The following is a 16,804-nucleotide window of genomic DNA, read 5'->3' on the forward strand; positions in this document are numbered from 1 at the left end:
AGGGCGTGACCCAGACAACCGAGGCCGCGACCACCGCGGAGGACGGGCCGACCCGCCGCGGGCGCCGTATCCACCGCGCCTGGTTCGTCGCCGCCGTCACCTTCGTGACGATCATCGGCGCCGCCGCCTTCCGTTCCCTGCCCGGGCTGCTCATCGACCCGCTGCACGAGGAGTTCGGCTGGTCGCGCGGCACGATCAGCGCGGCGGTCTCCGTCAACCTCGCGCTCTACGGGCTGACCGCGCCCTTCGCGGCGGCGCTGATGGACCGCTTCGGCATACGCAAGGTCGTGGCGGTCGCGCTGAGCGTGATCGCCATCGGTTCCGGGCTGACGTACTGGATGACGGCGGCCTGGCAGCTCCTGCTGTGCTGGGGCCTGCTGGTGGGCCTCGGCAGCGGTTCCATGGCGCTGGCGTTCGCGGCGACCGTCACCAACCGCTGGTTCACCGAGCGGCGGGGCCTGGTCACCGGCATCCTCACCGCCGCGTCGGCCTCCGGCCAGCTGATCTTCCTGCCGGTGCTGGCCTGGATGGTCGACGAACACGACTGGCGCCCGGCGGCCGTGACGGTGGCGCTGGCGGCCCTCGCGGTCGTCCCCTTCGTCTGGCTGCTGCTGCGCGACCACCCGGCGGACGTCGGCCTGAAGCCGTACGGCGCGAAGGAGTTCGTGCCGAAGCCGCCGCCCGCCACGGGCGCCGCCCGCCGTGCCGTGCGGGTCCTCCTCGACGCGGCCCGCACCGGCCCCTTCTGGCTGCTCGCCGGCACCTTCGCGATCTGCGGCGCCTCCACCAACGGCCTGATCCAGACCCACTTCGTGCCCGCCGCCCACGACCATCACATGCCGGTCCAGGCCGCGGCCTCGCTGCTCGCGGTGATCGGGGTGTTCGACGTCATCGGCACGATCGCCTCCGGCTGGTTCACCGATCGGTACGAGGCGCGGCGGCTGCTGGCCGTGTACTACGCGCTGCGGGGCATCTCGCTGCTGTTCCTGCCGATGCTGCTGGCGCCTTCGGTCCGCCCGCCGATGGTCTTCTTCATCGTGTTCTACGGCCTCGACTGGGTGGCCACGGTGCCGCCGACCGTGGCGCTGTGCCGGGAGCACTACGGGGAGGACAGCGCGATCGTCTTCGGGTGGGTGCTCGCTTCCCACCAGGTGGGGGCGGCACTGGTGGCCTTCCTCGGCGGGGTCGCGCGGGACGTCTTCGGGTCGTACGACGTGGTCTGGTACGCGTCCGGGGCGCTGTGTGCGGCGGCCGCGCTGATGGCGTTGGTGATCCGGCGTCGGCCGGGGGGCGAGGTGGCGGCGGTCGCGTAGGGGCCTGAGGTGGGGTGCCTAGGGGCCTGAGGTGGGGCGCCTAGGGGCCTGAGGTGGGGTGCGGGGGGCGCGTAGGGTCTGCGGCCCTGAGCCGCATGCCGGGCCCCTTGTCAGAGGAAGCGGCCCCTGTGGAACAGCAGCGGCGCCACCTCGTCCCCGGTCGCCCCCAGCGCGTCCACCCTGCCCACCACGATGAGGTGGTCGCCGCCCGGGTGAACGGCGTGGATCGTGCAGTCGACCCAGGCGAGCGCTCCCGCCAGGCGCGGCGAGCCGGACACCGGCGCCGCGTCGTGGGCGACCCCGGCGAACTTGTCGCCGCCGCTGACCGCGAAGCCACGGCACAGCTCGCCCTGGTGCGCGCCCAGGACGTTGACGCAGAAGACGCCGGCGCGGGCGATGCGCGGCCAGGTCGTCGACGTACGGCCGACCATGAAGGCGACCAGGGGCGGGTCGAGGGAGAGGGCGCAGAAGGACTGGCAGGCGAAACCGGCGGGTGAGGCTTCGCCGTCGGCGGCTGGTGAGGTGACAACGGTCACCCCGGTCGCGAAGTTCCCGAGCACCCGCCGGAACTCGGCCTGCCCGACCGGCGCCCGCTCGTCCTCGCCGACACACCGCAACTCCGGCCGCGGCAGCGGCTCCACGCGCGGGGCGTCGGCCGACCTGAGGTAACGGACGGCGGCTGCGGCCATCCCTGCATGTCCCATCACACCGGCCATTGAACCTGACGGTGCGTCAGATTGGAAGGTGTGGGGAGTCTGCGGATCCGCCCCCGATGCACGGGGTCAGCGCCCCCGGAACACGGGGCTTCTCCGCTCGGCGAAGCTTGCCACTCCCTCTTGGGCGTCCCGGGTCGTCATGTTGATCTCTTGCGCTGCCGCCTCCGCCGCGAACGCGGCTGTGCGGTCGGTGTCGAGGGAGGCGTTGACGAGTTGTTTCGTCAGGGCGAGGGTGCGGGTGGGGCCGGTCGCGAGGCGTTCCGCCCAGGTGCGGGCGGTCTTCTCCAATTCCGCGTCCGGGACGACCCGGTTGACCAGCCCGAGCCGTTCCGCGTCCGCCGCGGTCAGCGCGTCGCCGAAGAACATCAGCTCCTTCGCCCGCTGGGGTCCGACCAGCCGGGGCAGGAGGTAGGCGCCGCCGCCGTCGGGGACGAGGCCCCGGCGGACGAACACCTCGATGAAACGGGCCGATTCCGCGGCGAGCACGAGGTCGCAGGCGAACGCCAGATGCGCGCCGAGCCCCGCCGCCGTGCCGTTCACCGCCGCGATGACCGGCTTCTCGCAGTCCAGGACGGCGGCGATGAGGCGCTGGGCGCCGAGGCGGAGCGTGCGGGCCACGTCGCCGGGGATCCGGTCGCCGGTCGCGGTCGCGGTCGCGGTCGCGGTCGCGGTCGGGGTCTGGGTCGGGGTCGCGCCGCGCAGGTCCGCGCCCGCGCAGAATCCGCGGCCGGTTCCGGTGAGCACGACCGCTCCGACCGCCGGGTCCGCCGACGCCTCGGCGAGCAGTTCGATAAGGCGTTCCCGCTGGTCAGGGGTGATGGCGTTGAGGGCTTCGGGGCGGTTGAGCGTGATGCGGCGGACCCGGTTGTCAGTGGCGTGCGGTACCAATGAATCAACGGAATTTCCGGGCACACGGGGGGAATCGGGCATGTCCATCGCAACGGTCTCGTTCGGCCGGCTCATCTCAGCGACACACCGCCAGCGCGTCCAGCGCCACCGCGCCCTGCCCCCGCTCCAGCACCATCAGCGGGTTGATGTCCAGCTCCGCCAGCTCGTCCCCCAGTTCCAGCGCCATGCGCTGCACCCGCAGGACGACTTCGACGAGCCCGTCCGTGTCCGCGGGGGGCCGCCCCCGGACCCCGTCGAGCAGGGCCCGGCCGCGCAGTTCATGGAGCATGTCCCGCGCCTGCTCCTCCCCGAAGGGCGGCACGCGTACGGCGGTGTCGCGCAGCACCTCGACCAGCACCCCGCCGAGCCCGACGGTCACGGTGGGCCCGAAGAGTTCGTCATGCGTCAGACCGACGACCATCTCCACGCCCCGCTCGACCATCTGGCAGACCAGGATGCCGTCCAGGGAGACGTCCTCGTAGCGGGCGATGTCCGTCAACCCCCGGTAGGCGTCGCGGACCTGGCTGGCCGAGGTGAGACCGACCTTGACCAGGCCCAGCTCGGTCTTGTGGGCGATCCGCGCGCCGGACGCCTTCATCACCACCGGGTAGCCGACGAGGCCGGCCGCCCGTACGGCCGCCGCCGCGCTGGTCACCAGCTGCTCGCGCGGTACGCGAATGCCGTACGCCCGCAGCAGCTGCTTCGCCGCGTGCTCGCTCAGCTGCTGTCCTGGGCGCATCAGCGCCTGGGCCTTGCGGAAGGAGGGGGAGGGGGTGCGCGGGGCGCGGTCGAAGGGGGAGCGGTAGGCCGCGGTGAAGCGGTGGTGGTCGAGGTAGGCGCGGACGGCCGTGATGCAGTTGGCGACCGTGCGGAAGGTGGCCACCCGCGAGGAGCCGAGCAGGACCTCGCGGTAGGCGGGCTCGGTGCCGACCGGCGATCCCCACACCACGCACACCAGCTTGTCGGTGTGCTCGGCCGCGTCGACCAGGTCCTTCACGAGCCGGTCGCTCAGCGGCGGGAAGGGCCCGGTGACCGGGCAGATCAGGACCCCCACCTCCGGGTCGTCGAGCAGGGCGTCGATGATCTTCCGGCCGCGCGCGTCGCCGACCGGATGCCCGCCGTTGTCGACCGGGTTGGCCACGCTCAGGTACTCGGGTATCCACTGGTGCAGCTCGGCCTGCCTGGCCTCGGACAGCACCGGCAGCCGCAGCCCCGCCTCGGTCGCCAGGTCCGCGAAGTGCGCGCCCGTGCCGCCCGAGATCGAATAGACGACGACGCCGTCGGCGCGCGGAGGCCGCGCCCGGGCCAGCAGGGTGGCGGTGTCCTGGAGTTCGTCCAGACCGTCGACGCGGATCACCCCGTACTGCCGCATCGCCGCGTCCACCACCGCGTCCGCGCCGGTCAGCTTGCCGGTGTGCGAGGCGGCCGTGCGGGCGCCGGTCTCGGTGCGGCCCACCTTGACCGCGACGACCGGCACCCCCCGCCGGGCCGCCCGGTCGGCGGCGAGGAGGAAGGAGCGGCCGTCCTTCAGGCCCTCCACGTAGCAGGCGATGGCGCCCACCTCGGGGCGCTCGGCGAAGTAGGAGAGGAAGTCGGAGGTCTCCAGGTCGGCCTCGTTGCCGGTGGGCGCCCAGTGGGAGAGGCGCACGCCGAGCTGCTGCAGGGCGAAGACGGGCCGGCCCTGGTGCCCGGACTGCGTGATCAGCGCGATGGCGGGTCCTTCGAGGTCGGTGCGGAACTCCTCGAAGGCGTTGAGGTTGGTGTTGGGGCCGAGCAGCCGCATTCCGGACCGCGCGACGGCGGCGGCCAGCCGGGCCTGTGCGGCGGCGCCCTCCGCACCGGTCTCGGCGAACCCGGAGGCGAAGACGACCGCGAACTTCACCTTGGCCTCGGCCAGTTCCTCGATCACCGGAAGGGGGTCGGCGACCAGCAGTACGGCGAGATCGACCTGCTCGGGCAGGTCGGCGGCGGAAGGAGAGCAGGGGATGCCGAAGACGGACGGGCGGTTCGGGTGCACCGGGTGGAGCCGGGCGCCGACCCGCTCGGACCAGGCGAGCAGTTGCCGGGTGACACCGGTGTTGGGCCGGCCCTCGGCGTCCGAGGCGCCGATCACGGCGACCGACTCGGGGCGGAAGAAGCGGTCCAGATCGGGGACGTCCGCGTACAGGGGACGGCCGCTGACGTCGAGATCGTCGACCTCGGGCGGCCGGCCGTGTACGGCGGGCCCGGGCTGCTCGCCGCAGGCGATGACCCGGGTCCGTCGGGAGTCGGTGGTGAGGCTGCCGTGGGTTGATCCAAGCATCGGTCCGCCCGCTCCTGTGTGACAGCGATTAACTGACGCAGTGTCAGATTACTGAACTGACACTGCGTCAGGAATGGCTGTGCAGGCAAAGTTGAGCGGAGAAGCTGCCTGAGGACCGCCCGTGGACCGCCCGTGGGCCGCCCTCGGACCGCCCGTGGACCGCCCGTGGACCGCCCGTGGAACGAGCGTCTCAGGTGACGGGCAGCCGGGACAGGCGATCTCCGGCCCTCTTCGCCACGGCCTTCGCGATCTTCTCGGCGTCCATGGCCAGTTCCCGCAGCATCCCGCTGATGGGGTTGGTGAAGCCGGTGAAGTACAGGCCGGGGGCGTGGGACGGGGTGCGGGCGCCGTGCACGACCGGTCTGCCGCGGTCGTCGAGGACGTCGAGATGGCCGACCAGATCCTCCAGGGCGCGGAGGTAGCCGGTCGCGGCGATGACGGCGTCCGGTTCGAGGACGGTGCCGTCGGCGAGGGTCACCTTGCCGTCGTCGAAGCGGTCGACGGCGGCCACCACCTCCACCCGGCCCTTGCGGACGGCGTCGATGAGGCCCACGTCCTGCACCGGGACGGCACCTTCGAGCACCCGGCTGTACAGGCCGGTGTCCGGGCGGGGCAGCCCCTGCGCCGACAGGTCCGGCACGCTCAGCTTCGCCAGCGGGCGGGAGAGCCGGTCCACCAGGCCGATCGGCAGGCGCCGGCACAGGACGCCGGAGTACTGGGCGGCCCAGCCGGCCGTGGAGCGGCGCACGATGTGCGGGGCGGTGCGCACCGACAGCCGTACCCGGGAGGCGCCGCCCTCGACCAGGTCGACGGCGATCTCGGCGCCGGTGTTGCCGACCCCGACGACCAGGACGTCACGGCCGGCGTAGGGCCGGGGGTTGCGGTAGGCGGAGGCGTGCAGGAACTCGCCGGTCCAGGTGTCGCGGCCGGGCCAGTCCGGGAGCCGCGGGGTGTGGTTGTAGCCGGTGGCGACGACCACCGCGGCGCCGGTCAGCTCCCGGCCGCCGGTGGCGTGCAGGAGCCAGCCATCGCCGTCGGGCGCGCGCTCGACGCGGGAGACCTCGACGCCGGTGACGATCTCCAGCTCGTGGTGCTCGGCGTACTTCTCCAGGTACCGCACCACGTCGTCCCGGGCCACCCAGCGCCCGAACCGCCGGGGTATCGGCAGTCCGGGCAGGCCGGAGAGGCGGCGGGTGGTGTGCAGGCGCAGCCGGTCGTAGTGCCCGCGCCAGGAGGCGCCGACGCGGTCGGACTTCTCCAGGACGACGGCGCGGATGCCCCGGGCGCGCAGGGAGTACGCGACGGCGAGCCCGCCGGGACCGCCGCCGATGACGTACACGGGGCGGTCCGCGTCGGTTGGTGAATGCGCTGTGGAGTCGGCCATGAGCGCGAGCGTAATCACGCACCCCGTTGATGGGTCTCGGTCAAGACCGGAATTGGTTGCGGATTGATCACGCCTGTAGGAGAAGTGGGTGGGACCGGTGACGTACGGCGGCCGGCTACTTGCTCTTGTGGCCCGTCACCTTGGCGATCCAGGTGATGAAGTCGCCGGCGTCGGTGTTGGCGCCGTGGCCCTCGTCCCAGTAGTAGAAGTGGTTCACCTCGTCGCCGAGGCCGTTCGCGGCGGCGGCCAGGTTCGCGGAGACGGTCAGCGAGGTGTCCGAGTCCTTGGTGCCGAGCCGTATCCACCAGTGCTTGGAGCGCCGGGAGTTGACCTTCTCCACCAGGTGGTACATCGGGTTCATCAGGTCCAGCTTGGCGGGGATGTCGCTCGCGACCCGCCGGGAGCCGAGGCCCGTGGAGTCGTTCTTCGCGCCGTACGCCGTGAAGTGGCGGGCCTGGGTGGTGCCCGCGCCGAACAGGTTGTTCTCGCCCGTGGACAGGTCGAAGGCGTCGAAGGCCGGCACGGTCTTCTTGCGGGCGCCCACATGCGTCAGGAAGTCCGCCCAGGTGAAGGACGCCTTGCCGTTCTTCCAGGTGATGAAGGTGTGCGCGGCGAGGTAGGTCTCGCGCGCGGAGTCGGACAGGGCGGCGAGGTACTTCGTGGCCGACGGTTCCAGGTACTGCTTGACCAGGTACTCGTCGTAGTTGCGGGCGTTCAGGGTGCCGAAGCGGTTCAGCCCCCGCAGCTTCAGGCCCGCCTGGTACTCGGCGAACTGTGCCCGGAGCGCCTTGGACACCGTCTGGTCGACCTGCTTGCCGGTGCTGAGGGTGTTGCCGCCCCAGTTCCACTCGTAGGCGCCGTCGGCGTGCTCCAGGTCGGTGATCGGGCACCAGGCGCCGACGGCGAAGATGGCGTCGGAGGCGTCGGCGGCGCCGATCTCCGCGAGGTACTCCGCGTAGAGCGGGCTGTCGCCGGAGGCGCCGAGCAGCGAGGACAGGGCGCCGCCCGCGCTGGTGCCGGCCGAGACGATCCGGTCGACGTCGCCCGGGACGCGGCCCTTGTTGGCCTTCAGGTAGCGGACCGCCGCCTTGAGGTCGACGATCGCGGCGGGGGCGGTGCCGTAGTACTCGCCCGCGGAGTTCTTCAGGGTGCGGCCCCGGGCGCCGGGCTCGACGACGACGTACCCGGCGGCGAGGGCGAGCAGTTGGTTGGAGGCGAGGGCGCCGCCGGTGGCGTTGGTGTTCCCGTTGGCGTTGGGCAGGGCGCTGCCGGCCGCCGAGGGGGAGCCGCTGGATGTGCCGCTGGGGGTGCCCCCGCCGCCACCGGGCATGCCTCCGCCGCCGATTCCGGTCGCGTTCGCGACGGAGGACGGCATGTATCCGCCGATGGAGTTCGCGAGCAGGATGGGGGCGCCGGAGGCGTCGACCGCCTTGCCGTCGATCTTGACCGGGACGCTGACGTTCAGCGACTGGTAGGTCTCGTCCACCGGCTTGGCGACGTAGGTGATCGCCTTCCAGAAGCGGTACGTCACCTCGTGCTCGGTGCCCTCGGCGTCCGTGACCGTGGTGGTCAGCGTGGTGTAACCGGCCGGGTCGAAGGCGAGCGCGCCGGAGGAGGACGCGGAGGAGGTCGAGGAGCCGGAGCCGGAGCCCGAGTCCGAGCCCGATGAGGCTTGGGCGCTCAAGGCGATCCCGCCCGCTGCTGCCGCCCCGGCCGCCGCGCCGATGCCCATCACGACGGTCCTGCGCTTGACTGCCCTGTGCTTCACGTTCGGCTCCCTCGGGTCATTGGGCTTGCGTATGCGAAGGTAGGCGGAGTGGCGACAAAATTGCCAACAATTCAGCGCTTCTCATAGGAGACCCACAGGGGGTCTCCCGCCCAAGAGCTGCCTGACGTACCGTCAGATCCATGGACACGATCTGGCTCAGCGGCGCGGAATGGCTGGCCGTGCTCCGCATAGGCCTCGGCCTGTGGTGGCTGGAGAGCTGGCGGCACAAGGACAAGAAGACCTGGTTCGAGGGCGGCGGTATCGCCTGGGCGGCGGACGTGGCCGCCAAGCACCGCTGGACCGCCGTACGGTCCGGCTTCGACGTGGTCGTGGCGCCCCGGCCGCGGACGATGGCGTACGCCGTCGCCTACGCCGAACTGGCCCTCGGCCTCGGCCTGATCGCCGGTTTCCTGACCCCCGTCGCCCTGGTCGCGGGGCTGCTGCTGAACGTCGTCTACTTCGCGCTGATGATCCACGACTGGGCCGAGCAGGGCCAGAACTCGATGATGGCGCTGATCTCCCTGGTGGCCCTGTTCGGCATGTCCTGGCAGACCTGGTCCCTGGACAGCGCGCTGGGGCTCTTCTGATGGCGGCCCGGACGCGCCACGACCTCCCCGAGCCCGACGCCTTCACCCGCCCCTACTGGGACGCGGCGGCGCAGGGACGCCTGCTCCTGCGCCGCTGCCGGGCCTGCCGGAGGGCCCACCACTACCCGCGCGAGTTCTGCCCGTACTGCTGGAGCGAGGACGTGGTCTGGGAGACCGCGAGCGGCCGGGCCGCGCTCTACACCTGGTCGGTCGTCCACCGCAACGACCTCCCGCCCTTCGGGGAGCGCACCCCCTACGTCGCCGCCGTCGTCGACCTGGCCGAGGGGCCCCGGATGATGACGGAGATCGTGGAGTGGACGGGGGCGGCGGGGCAGGCGCCGCTGCGGGCCGGGATGGAGCTGGAGGCGGCATTCCGCGACGGGGTACCGGTGTTCCGCCCGCGCCCGCCCGCGCCCGCCCGCACCGTCCTGACCTGTGTTACGTGCGCGCTGGCCCGCACCGCCCTGTCCCGTGTCCCGCCCGCACCCGCCCGCACCGCCCTGCCCCCTGTCCCGCCCGCGCCCACCCGCACCGCCCTGTCCCGTGTCCCGCCCGCGCCCGCCCACACCAGCCCTCACCCCTGTCCCACCCACCCCCACCCACACCCCCCTGCCCCCACCCCGCCCCCCACCCCATGCGCGCGAATGAGTGACCCGTTTCAATGGGCTCATGGCCCTCGACGAGCAGCGCTACAAGGGACCGCGCCTCCCCGATCTGCGTACCCCGGACCTGTGGCTGCGCCCCTGGAACCCGGCGTCGCGGGCCGATGTCGAGGCATGGCTGCGGGGCCGAACCGACCCGGAGTTCCGGCGCTGGAACACCCCCCTGCGGTTCACCACGGACGCGGACACCGCGCGCGAGCAGCTCCGGGCGTCGGCGCGGACCGCGGCGGAGGGCGGGGCGGCGCCGTACTGCATCGCGGACCCGGTGAGCGGACGGCCGCTCGGGCACATCGGCGTCAACGTCATCAACCGCGTGATGAACACCGCGCGCGTCGGCTACTGGGTCCTGCCCGAGGAGCGCGGCCGGGGAATCGCGACCCGCGCCCTCGCCCTGGCGGCCCGCTGGGCGCTCACCGATCTGGGCCTGCACCGGATCGAACTCGATCACGCGGTGGGCCACGATTCCTCCTGCCACATCGCCGAGCGCTGCGGGTTCCGGTACGAGGGAACCCTGCGCGGCGCCATGTGGGAGGCCGGCCGGCACGACGCCTACCGGGACTCGCACCTGCACGCGCGGCTCGCGGAGGATCCGGAGCCGGACGCATCGTGAGGGCGGGACTCTAGCGCCGATGTGACGGCCGTGTGTTCACCCTGACAAAGCATGGCCAAGTCCCGGACGGAGGCGGGATCATGAGACATGCGCTCGGACGACTGGTACGTCACCGAAGACCTCGACCGCTTTCTGGGCCACGCGGGTGGCTTCCTGCGGTCGCGCCCCGATCTGCACACCGTCGCCCTGACGGTGACGGAGTCACTGCGCACGCGCGGCCTGCGCGCGTACGGCGGTGACGAGCCGCCCGTGTTCGGGGTGATGGAACGGGACGGTCAGGTGCGCGGAGCCTACTTCCGCACCCCGCCCTACCGGCTCAACGTCACCCCGCTCACCGCCGACGAGACCGACGCCCTCGCCGCCCATCTGGTCGCCGTAGGCCACTCGGTGCCGGGCATCATCGGCACCCGCGAGACGACCGCCGGCTTCGTCCGCTCCTGGCAGCGGCACACCGGCGCGACCTCGGCCCTGCGCCAGCGCCAGCGGCTGTACCGGCTGGGCATGCTGATGATGCCGCAGCCGGTTCCGCCGGGCGCGGCGCGGGTGGCGGGGGAGAAGGACCGGGACCTGCTCATCCAGTGGTACGGCGAGTTCACCGAGAGCGTCGGTGAGCACGCGGCCGGGGAGGTCGAGGCGTGGGCCGACCACCGCATCGCCTACGGCGGCGTCACCCTCTGGGAGGACGCCGACGGCACCCCCGTCTCCATGTGCGGGGTGACCCCGATGGTCGCGGGACAGGTCCGGATCGCCCCCGTCTACACCCCGCCCCACCTGCGCGGACGCGGATACGCCGGTGCGGTGACGGTCGAGGTCAGCCGCGCCGCCGTGCGCGCCGGAGCGGAAGAGGTCCTCCTGTTCACCGACCTCACCAACACCACCACCAACGTCCTCTACCAGCGGCTCGGCTACCGGGCGGTGGCCGACTTCGAGGTGCACGACTTCTCGGGCGGCGCGGGCGCTTGAGACCCCCTCGGCCTAGCCCTCTCGGCCTAGCCCTCTCGGCCTAGCCCTCTCGGCCTAGCCCTCTCGGCCTAGCCCCCTCGGCCTAGCCCCCTCGGCCTAGCCCTCTCGGCCTAGGGCCAGAGCAGCTCACGGGACCAACCGGAGTCCGTACGGCGGTAGTTCAGCCGTACGTGCCGGCGTTGCCGCTCGCCCTGGAAGAACTCCACCTCCTCCGGGTGCAGGCGGTAGAGGGTCCAGGTGGGGACGGGGGCGTCCGGTTCCCGCTGGGCCCGCGCCCAGGACTCGGCCGAGACGCGGGCCAACTCGTCCAGGGAGCCCAGCGCTTCGCTCTGCCGGCCGGTGAGGGCCGCCGCCAGGGCCCCCGTCGAGCGGGCGTGCAGGTCGGCCTGGCTGTCGGTCGAGGCGGCCGCCGTCACCGGTCCCCGTACGCGCACCTGCCGCCCCAGCACCGGCCAGTAGAAGCCCAGCGCGGCGAACGGCCGGGCCGCGAGCTGCCGTCCCTTCCTGCTGCCGGCGTGCGTCGCGAAGGACCAGCCGTCCGCGTCCGCCCCGTGCAGCATCACGGTCCGTACGTCCGGCCTGCCCTCCTCGTCCGACGTCGCCAGCGACATGGTGTGCGGCTCGGTCTGGCCCGCCGCCACCGCGTCCGCGAACCAGCTCGCGAACAGCGGCAGCGGCCCGTCCGGCGCCGACTCCGGGTCGAAGGGCGGCAACTCGGTCACCTCCGGGTCCCACACCCGCAGTGACCTCAGCAGCTCATGAAGATCCATGCCCGATTGTCAGATGTTCCCCAGGTCCGAGGAGACCCAACGCTCGGGCCGCATCCGGACGATCACCTGCTCGCCGTGGTTCTTCCAGGCGAAGTCGACATACCCGTCGACCTTGTCCGGCGGCAGATAGCGCGCCGAGATCTCGCGCAGGTCGTCGATCGTCGCGGGCACCGTCTCCACGACCGGGCCCTCCACCGACACGTACCGGATCGTCGGCTCCAGCCGGTCCACCATCAGCGAGTACCGGCCCGCCGCGCTGATCAGCTGGTTCTTCCGCGAGTCCAGCCCGGTCATGATCCAGACGTGCCCGTCGTCCTGGACCTGGTACCAGATCGGCACGGTCAGCGGGGCGCGCCCCTCTCCCGCGTGCACCGCGAGGGCGGCGACATGGGGCTCGGCGAGGAATTGCTCGCGCTCTTCGCGGGTCAGGGCCATCTTCGGTCTCCTCCGGCGGATCGACGAGTCGTCCTGTGCTGTGGTGCACAACGAAGCCCGACGGGTACCTGTTCCCCACCGGCCGGCGTCGCCTGCCGTTGCCCCGTACGTCACCGAGCGTCCCTACCGTGCCCGCCATGAGAAGAACCACGATCATGCTCAGCGCCGTCGCCCTGACGGCCGCCCTCGCCGTGCCCTCCGCGCTCGCCGGTGAGCGGCGCACCGACGCCGGGCGGGCCACGCTGACCGGCTGGGCCTCGCTGCCGGCGCAGACGTTCGTGCCGGGCAGCGAGCCGTCCGGTGCCGCGATCGGCGCGGGCCCGTTCAACGGCATCTCCGCGCCCTTCGCCGACCAGCCCGTCCAGGGCTTCTCCGGCGTGGTGAACCGGCACGACGGCACCTACGACGTGCTGTCGGACAACGGCTACGGCGGAAAGGCCAACAGCGCCGACTTCCTGCTGCGGGTCCACCGCGTCGCGCCGGACACCCGCACCGGCGCGGTCGAGGTGCTCGGCGGGTTCCACCTGAGCGACCCCGACCACAAGGTGCCGTTCGCGCTGACCCGCGCCGACCGCATCCTCACCGGCGCCGACTTCGATGTCGAGTCGATCGTGAAGGCGTACGACGGCACGTACTGGATCGGGGACGAGTTCGGCCCCTTCCTGCTGCACTTCTCGCGCACCGGCAAGCTGCTGGAGGCGCCGGTCTCCCTGGCGGGCGTCCAGGCACCGGAGAACCCGTACCTGAACGGCGGTACGCCCAGCCTCGGCGGCAGCAAGGGCTTCGAGGGCATGGCCCGGTCCGTCGACGGCCGGTACCTGTATCCCCTGCTGGAGGGCACGGTCGCCGGTGACACCCCCGGTGACCTGCGCTTCAACCAGTTCGACCTGAAGGCCGGGAAGTACACCGGCAAGCGCTGGACGTACCGGCTGGAGTCCTCCGCCCACGCCATCGGCGACGCCATCGCCGTCGACAAGCACCGCTTCCTCGTCATCGAGCGGGACGGCGGTCAGGGCGAGACGGCCCGGTTCAAGCGGATCTACCTCGCCGACACCCGCGACCGGAACGGCGACGGCGCCATGGACAAGACCCTCGTCGCGGACCTGATGAACCTCGCGAACCCGAAGAGGCTCGGCGGCTTCGGTACGACCTTCACCTTCCCGTTCCAGACGATCGAGGACGTCGTCCTGCTCGACGACCGCACCCTCGCCGTCCTGAACGACAACAACTTCCCCTTCTCCTCCGGCCGTACGGCCGGCCAGGCGGACGACAACGAGTTCATCACCATCCGCCTGGCCGAGCGCCTGCACGCCGACCCGCGCGCCCTGTTCTAGTCCCGCCCCAGCACCACCGTCCCCGACGAGCAGAACCACCCGCCCGTCCCGGACGCCACAGCGAGGCGCGGCAACCCGCCGTCGGCGGCGTGCACTTGCCGCGCCTCGCACTCCCCGCGGAGTTGCCGCACCGCCTCCACCAGCAGGAACAGCCCTCGCATCCCGGGATGCTGGGCGGACAGCCCGCCGCCGTCCGTGTTCACCGGCAGCTCCCGCGCCCGTACGAACGCCCCGCCCTCCCCCTTCGCGCAGAACCCCAGATCCTCCAGCGTCACCAGCGTCATGTAGGTGAACGCGTCGTAGATCTGCGCCACATCGATCTCGGCGGGCCGCACCCCCGCCCGCCGGAACGCCAGCCGCCCGCTCACCGCCGCCGGTGACACCGTGAAGTCCTCCCACTCGGACATCGCCGCGTGGGAGACGCACTCGCCGCTCCCCAGCACCCACACCGGCTCCGTGCGGCAGTCCGGTACGTACTCCTGCGCCGCCAGCAGCACCGCCGCCCCGCCGTCGGACCGCAGGCAGCAGTGCAGCTTGGTGAAGGGGTCCGCGATCATCGGTCCCGACAGGACGTCGTCGACCGTGATCGGGTCCCGGAACATCGCCTGCGGGTTCAGCGCCGCGTGCTGCCGGGCCTGCACCGCCACCTCGGCCAGCTGCTCGATCGTCGTACCGAATTCGATCATGTGGCGGCGCGCGGCCATCGCGTACTTGGCGACGAGGGTGTGGCCGTACGGCGCCTCGAACTGGAGCGGGCCCCGGGCGCCGAAGGACAGGTCGCCGGTCCTGCGGCCCGCCCGGATGTCCGCGCGGGCGGTGGAGCCGTAGACCAGCAGGACCGCGTTCGCGTGCCCCGCGGCTATCGCGTCCGCCGCGTGCGCCGCCATGACCTCCCAGGTCGAGCCGCCCACCGAGGTGGAGTCGACCCAGGTGGGGCGCAGGCCCAGGTACTCGGCCACCTCGACCGGCGCGAGGACGCCGGTGCCGGCGGACGCGAGGCCGTCGACCAGGGCGCGGTCGAGGCCGGCGTCCGCGAGCGCCCGGCGGGCCGCCTGGGCGAGCAGGGTGTAGGGCGTCGCGTCGTCCAGCCGGCCGCAGTCGGAGAGGGCGACCCCGACCACGGCGACTTTCCGGTTCCCGGCGGTCATGACAGGGCTCTCCCTCTGGGCATCTCGATCCGACCCTCCTAATATGACGGACCGTCAGATCTGGAGGGAAGGGGGCAGCGATGGACGCCGGTTTCACCGCCGAACAGGACGAGATCCGCCGCACGCTCCGCGAACTGCTCCACAAGCGGTGCGGTTCGGAGGAACTGCGGGCCGCCGTCGACACCCCGGCGGGCCACGACCCCGCCCTGTGGACCGCCCTCGCCGACCAGCTCGGCCTGCCGGGACTCGCCCTCCCCGAGCGCTACGGCGGAGTCGGCTGCACGCCGACCGAGCTGGCCCTGGCCATGGAGGAGACGGGCCGCCTGCTCGCCCCCTCGCCCCTGCTCGCCACCGCGGTGCTCGCCGCCCCGCTGATCCTCGCCCTCGGCACCGACGGCCAGCGCGCCGACCTGCTGCCCCGGATCGCCGCCGGATCCCTCACCGCCGCCCTGGCGGCCCCCGTCGCCGGTCTCGCGCTCACCTGCGACAGCGACGGCGACTGGGCGGGCGGCGGGCGAGCGGGGGGTGTACAGGCCCGGCCTGCACCCGCTGCCCTGGCCGCCCCGGGCGCCGCCTTCGCGCGCGTCGGTGACGACAGCGGGGATGCGGCCGGCGGCGGGCAGGCCGGCGGTGTGCGGGCCCGAGCGACGGCCGGTGACGGCCGGCGACTGTACGGGGAGATCTCACACGTCCTCGACGGGCACAGCGCCGGGCTCCTCATCGTCGCCGCCCGCACCGGCGGCTTCGCCCGCTCCCGCACCGACCTCTTCCTGGTCCGCGGGGACGCCGACGGGCTCGTCCGGACCCGGCAGACCGCCCTGGACGCCACCCGGCCGCTCGCCCGGCTCCAACTCCGGGACGTGGAGGCGCGGTTGCTGGGCGAGGAGGGCGCCGACACCCTCGCCGCCCTGGCCCGCCTCGGCGACACCGCCGCCGCCGCTCTCGCCTGCGAGGCGGTCGGCGCCGCGGACCGGGTCCTGGAGCTGACGGTCGAGCATGTGAAGCAGCGGGAGCAGTTCGGGCGGCCGATCGGCTCCTTCCAGGCCGTCAAGCACCGCCTGGCCGATGTGTACGTCCAGGTCCAGGCGGCCAGGTCAGCTGCCTACTACGCCGCCTGGACCTCCGGCCTCGGACCACCTCCCGGCGCCCTGGCCGCCGACCGGGGTGCCACTGGCGGGCCCGCGACCGCCGACGGGCCCGCCCCCTACGCCCCCACCCCCCATGACCCCGTGGGCGGGCTCGCGCTGGCTCAGGTGCTGGAGGCGTTGCGGGGGGCTGCGGGGGAGGCGATTCAGTTGCATGGGGGGATTGGTTTCACCTGGGAGCATGACGTTCACCTGTACTTCAAGCGGGCCGCGGGCGACGAGCTGCTGTTCGGGCCGGTGCATCGGCTGCGGGAGCGTGCGGCCATGGCGGCGCGGCTGTTCGGGGCGCGGGAGGTGCGGGTGTGATCGGCGTCCGGCTGGTGCAGAAGGTGTCCTCGACGCGCGGCTTCGCCCGGGTCGCCCCGCACGTGGTCCCGGCGCTGGACCGTGCCGTGCACCGGCTCACCCGGGGCCGGGTGCTGCTCAGCGCCCGGCTGCTGCCCGGGGTGATCCTGACCTCCACCGGCGCCCGCAGCGGACTGCCCCGCCGGACCCCGCTCGCCTGCATGCCGGAGCCGGAGAGGGGGACCTGGATCCTCGTCGGCTCCAACTTCGGCCGGACCGGTCATCCCGCCTGGACCGCCAACCTGCTCGTCCGTCCCGACGCCGAGATCAACTGGAAGGGCGCCGACATCCCCGTGACCGCGCGGCTGCTCCAGGGCGAGGAGCGGGCGGCCGCCTGGCAGGCGGTGCTGGCCTTCTGGCCGCCCTACGCCACGTATCAGGCACGGGTGGAGCGGGAGATCCGGCTCTTCAGACTCGTACCGAAGGACTCATAG

Annotated in this window: 15 protein-coding genes and 1 pseudogene; 8 read left to right on the forward strand and 8 right to left on the reverse strand. The window is 72.7% G+C overall.

What is annotated here, in order from left to right; all coding sequences use genetic code 11:
* The first annotated feature begins 5 nt into the window (after positions 1-5).
* Positions 6-1,313 (forward strand): MFS transporter, encoded by a 1,308-nt coding sequence (locus ACWD1Z_RS10990; protein WP_451117506.1) that lies wholly within the window; start codon positions 6-8, stop codon positions 1,311-1,313.
* A gap of 110 nt (positions 1,314-1,423) precedes the next feature.
* On the opposite strand, the gene ACWD1Z_RS10995 is transcribed toward ACWD1Z_RS10990, so the two are convergent.
* From ACWD1Z_RS10995 to ACWD1Z_RS11015, 5 genes are all read right to left on the reverse strand, one after another.
* Positions 1,424-2,002 (reverse strand): flavin reductase family protein, encoded by a 579-nt coding sequence (locus ACWD1Z_RS10995; protein ID WP_451117507.1) that lies wholly within the window; start codon positions 2,000-2,002, stop codon positions 1,424-1,426.
* 93 nt (positions 2,003-2,095) lie between these two features.
* Positions 2,096-2,959, reverse strand: a complete 864-nt coding sequence (locus ACWD1Z_RS11000; RefSeq protein ID WP_451117508.1) for an enoyl-CoA hydratase/isomerase family protein — start codon at positions 2,957-2,959, stop codon at positions 2,096-2,098.
* A 34-nt stretch (positions 2,960-2,993) separates the two neighbouring features.
* Complete coding sequence (locus tag ACWD1Z_RS11005; protein ID WP_451117510.1) at positions 2,994-5,219, reverse strand: acetate--CoA ligase family protein; 2,226 nt, start codon at positions 5,217-5,219, stop codon at positions 2,994-2,996.
* A gap of 190 nt (positions 5,220-5,409) precedes the next feature.
* Positions 5,410-6,603: a flavin-containing monooxygenase gene (locus ACWD1Z_RS11010; protein WP_451117512.1), complete on the reverse strand. Its 1,194-nt coding sequence runs from the start codon at positions 6,601-6,603 to the stop codon at positions 5,410-5,412.
* 115 nt (positions 6,604-6,718) lie between these two features.
* Positions 6,719-8,335: a subtype B tannase gene (locus tag ACWD1Z_RS11015; protein WP_451117849.1), complete on the reverse strand. Its 1,617-nt coding sequence runs from the start codon at positions 8,333-8,335 to the stop codon at positions 6,719-6,721.
* 176 nt (positions 8,336-8,511) lie between these two features.
* On the opposite strand from ACWD1Z_RS11015, the gene ACWD1Z_RS11020 reads away from it, so the two are divergent.
* The 4 genes and pseudogenes from ACWD1Z_RS11020 to ACWD1Z_RS11035 all read left to right on the forward strand — a co-directional run bounded on the left by ACWD1Z_RS11020 (position 8,512) and on the right by ACWD1Z_RS11035 (position 11,193).
* Entirely contained in the window at positions 8,512-8,958 is a 447-nt protein-coding gene (locus ACWD1Z_RS11020; RefSeq protein WP_451117514.1) for a DoxX family protein, read from the forward strand.
* Positions 8,958-9,362 (forward strand): annotated as a pseudogene (locus ACWD1Z_RS11025) (Zn-ribbon domain-containing OB-fold protein); the annotation flags it as partial. The gene ACWD1Z_RS11020 and the pseudogene ACWD1Z_RS11025, both read left to right, overlap by 1 nt.
* A 265-nt stretch (positions 9,363-9,627) precedes the next feature.
* The gene (locus ACWD1Z_RS11030; protein ID WP_451117516.1) at positions 9,628-10,230 is read left to right on the forward strand and encodes a GNAT family N-acetyltransferase; all 603 of its coding nucleotides are present in this window, start codon (positions 9,628-9,630) and stop codon (positions 10,228-10,230) included.
* 87 nt (positions 10,231-10,317) lie between these two features.
* Positions 10,318-11,193, forward strand: a complete 876-nt coding sequence (locus ACWD1Z_RS11035; RefSeq protein ID WP_451117518.1) for a GNAT family N-acetyltransferase — start codon at positions 10,318-10,320, stop codon at positions 11,191-11,193.
* A 110-nt stretch (positions 11,194-11,303) separates the two neighbouring features.
* On the opposite strand, the gene ACWD1Z_RS11040 is transcribed toward ACWD1Z_RS11035, so the two are convergent.
* Together ACWD1Z_RS11040 and ACWD1Z_RS11045 are read right to left on the reverse strand one after the other, a co-directional pair.
* The gene (locus tag ACWD1Z_RS11040; protein WP_451117520.1) at positions 11,304-11,963 is read right to left on the reverse strand and encodes a pyridoxine/pyridoxamine 5'-phosphate oxidase; all 660 of its coding nucleotides are present in this window, start codon (positions 11,961-11,963) and stop codon (positions 11,304-11,306) included.
* Between the two features lie 9 nt (positions 11,964-11,972).
* The gene (locus ACWD1Z_RS11045; RefSeq protein ID WP_451117522.1) at positions 11,973-12,398 is read right to left on the reverse strand and encodes a pyridoxamine 5'-phosphate oxidase family protein; all 426 of its coding nucleotides are present in this window, start codon (positions 12,396-12,398) and stop codon (positions 11,973-11,975) included.
* 137 nt (positions 12,399-12,535) lie between these two features.
* On the opposite strand from ACWD1Z_RS11045, the gene ACWD1Z_RS11050 reads away from it, so the two are divergent.
* A complete protein-coding gene (locus ACWD1Z_RS11050; RefSeq protein ID WP_451117524.1) occupies positions 12,536-13,732 on the forward strand; it encodes an esterase-like activity of phytase family protein in 1,197 nt (398 codons plus the stop codon).
* Here ACWD1Z_RS11050 and ACWD1Z_RS11055 read toward each other — a convergent pair.
* The gene (locus tag ACWD1Z_RS11055) at positions 13,729-14,880 is read right to left on the reverse strand and encodes a thiolase C-terminal domain-containing protein (protein ID WP_451117525.1); all 1,152 of its coding nucleotides are present in this window, start codon (positions 14,878-14,880) and stop codon (positions 13,729-13,731) included. The two genes, ACWD1Z_RS11050 and ACWD1Z_RS11055, sit on opposite strands and share 4 nt — an antisense overlap.
* Positions 14,881-14,960: 80 nt before the next feature.
* On the opposite strand from ACWD1Z_RS11055, the gene ACWD1Z_RS11060 reads away from it, so the two are divergent.
* Both ACWD1Z_RS11060 and ACWD1Z_RS11065 read left to right on the forward strand, forming a co-directional pair.
* The gene (locus ACWD1Z_RS11060) at positions 14,961-16,331 is read left to right on the forward strand and encodes an acyl-CoA dehydrogenase family protein (RefSeq protein WP_451117527.1); all 1,371 of its coding nucleotides are present in this window, start codon (positions 14,961-14,963) and stop codon (positions 16,329-16,331) included.
* Positions 16,328-16,804 (forward strand): nitroreductase family deazaflavin-dependent oxidoreductase, encoded by a 477-nt coding sequence (locus tag ACWD1Z_RS11065; RefSeq protein WP_451117528.1) that lies wholly within the window; start codon positions 16,328-16,330, stop codon positions 16,802-16,804. Before ACWD1Z_RS11060 ends, ACWD1Z_RS11065 begins: the two co-directional genes overlap by 4 nt.

It is taken from the genome of Streptomyces sp. NPDC002784 (genome assembly GCF_053592135.1).

Bases quoted from the DNA above. Each gene is read 5' to 3' on its own strand.
- ACWD1Z_RS11000 (WP_451117508.1), bottom strand. From the start codon at position 2,959: ATGCCCGATTCCCCCCGTGTGCCCGGAAATTCCGTTGATTCATTGGTA.
- ACWD1Z_RS10995 (WP_451117507.1), bottom strand. From the start codon at position 2,002: ATGGCCGCAGCCGCCGTCCGTTACCTCAGGTCGGCCGACGCCCCGCGC.
- ACWD1Z_RS11040 (WP_451117520.1), bottom strand. From the start codon at position 11,963: ATGGATCTTCATGAGCTGCTGAGGTCACTGCGGGTGTGGGACCCGGAG.
- ACWD1Z_RS11015 (WP_451117849.1), bottom strand. From the start codon at position 8,335: ATGGGCATCGGCGCGGCGGCCGGGGCGGCAGCAGCGGGCGGGATCGCC.
- ACWD1Z_RS11035 (WP_451117518.1), top strand. From the start codon at position 10,318: ATGCGCTCGGACGACTGGTACGTCACCGAAGACCTCGACCGCTTTCTG.
- ACWD1Z_RS11010 (WP_451117512.1), bottom strand. From the start codon at position 6,603: ATGGCCGACTCCACAGCGCATTCACCAACCGACGCGGACCGCCCCGTG.
- ACWD1Z_RS11020 (WP_451117514.1), top strand. From the start codon at position 8,512: ATGGACACGATCTGGCTCAGCGGCGCGGAATGGCTGGCCGTGCTCCGC.
- ACWD1Z_RS11005 (WP_451117510.1), bottom strand. From the start codon at position 5,219: ATGCTTGGATCAACCCACGGCAGCCTCACCACCGACTCCCGACGGACC.
- ACWD1Z_RS11045 (WP_451117522.1), bottom strand. From the start codon at position 12,398: ATGGCCCTGACCCGCGAAGAGCGCGAGCAATTCCTCGCCGAGCCCCAT.
- ACWD1Z_RS11030 (WP_451117516.1), top strand. From the start codon at position 9,628: ATGGCCCTCGACGAGCAGCGCTACAAGGGACCGCGCCTCCCCGATCTG.
- ACWD1Z_RS11060 (WP_451117527.1), top strand. From the start codon at position 14,961: ATGGACGCCGGTTTCACCGCCGAACAGGACGAGATCCGCCGCACGCTC.
- ACWD1Z_RS11050 (WP_451117524.1), top strand. From the start codon at position 12,536: ATGAGAAGAACCACGATCATGCTCAGCGCCGTCGCCCTGACGGCCGCC.
- ACWD1Z_RS11055 (WP_451117525.1), bottom strand. From the start codon at position 14,880: ATGACCGCCGGGAACCGGAAAGTCGCCGTGGTCGGGGTCGCCCTCTCC.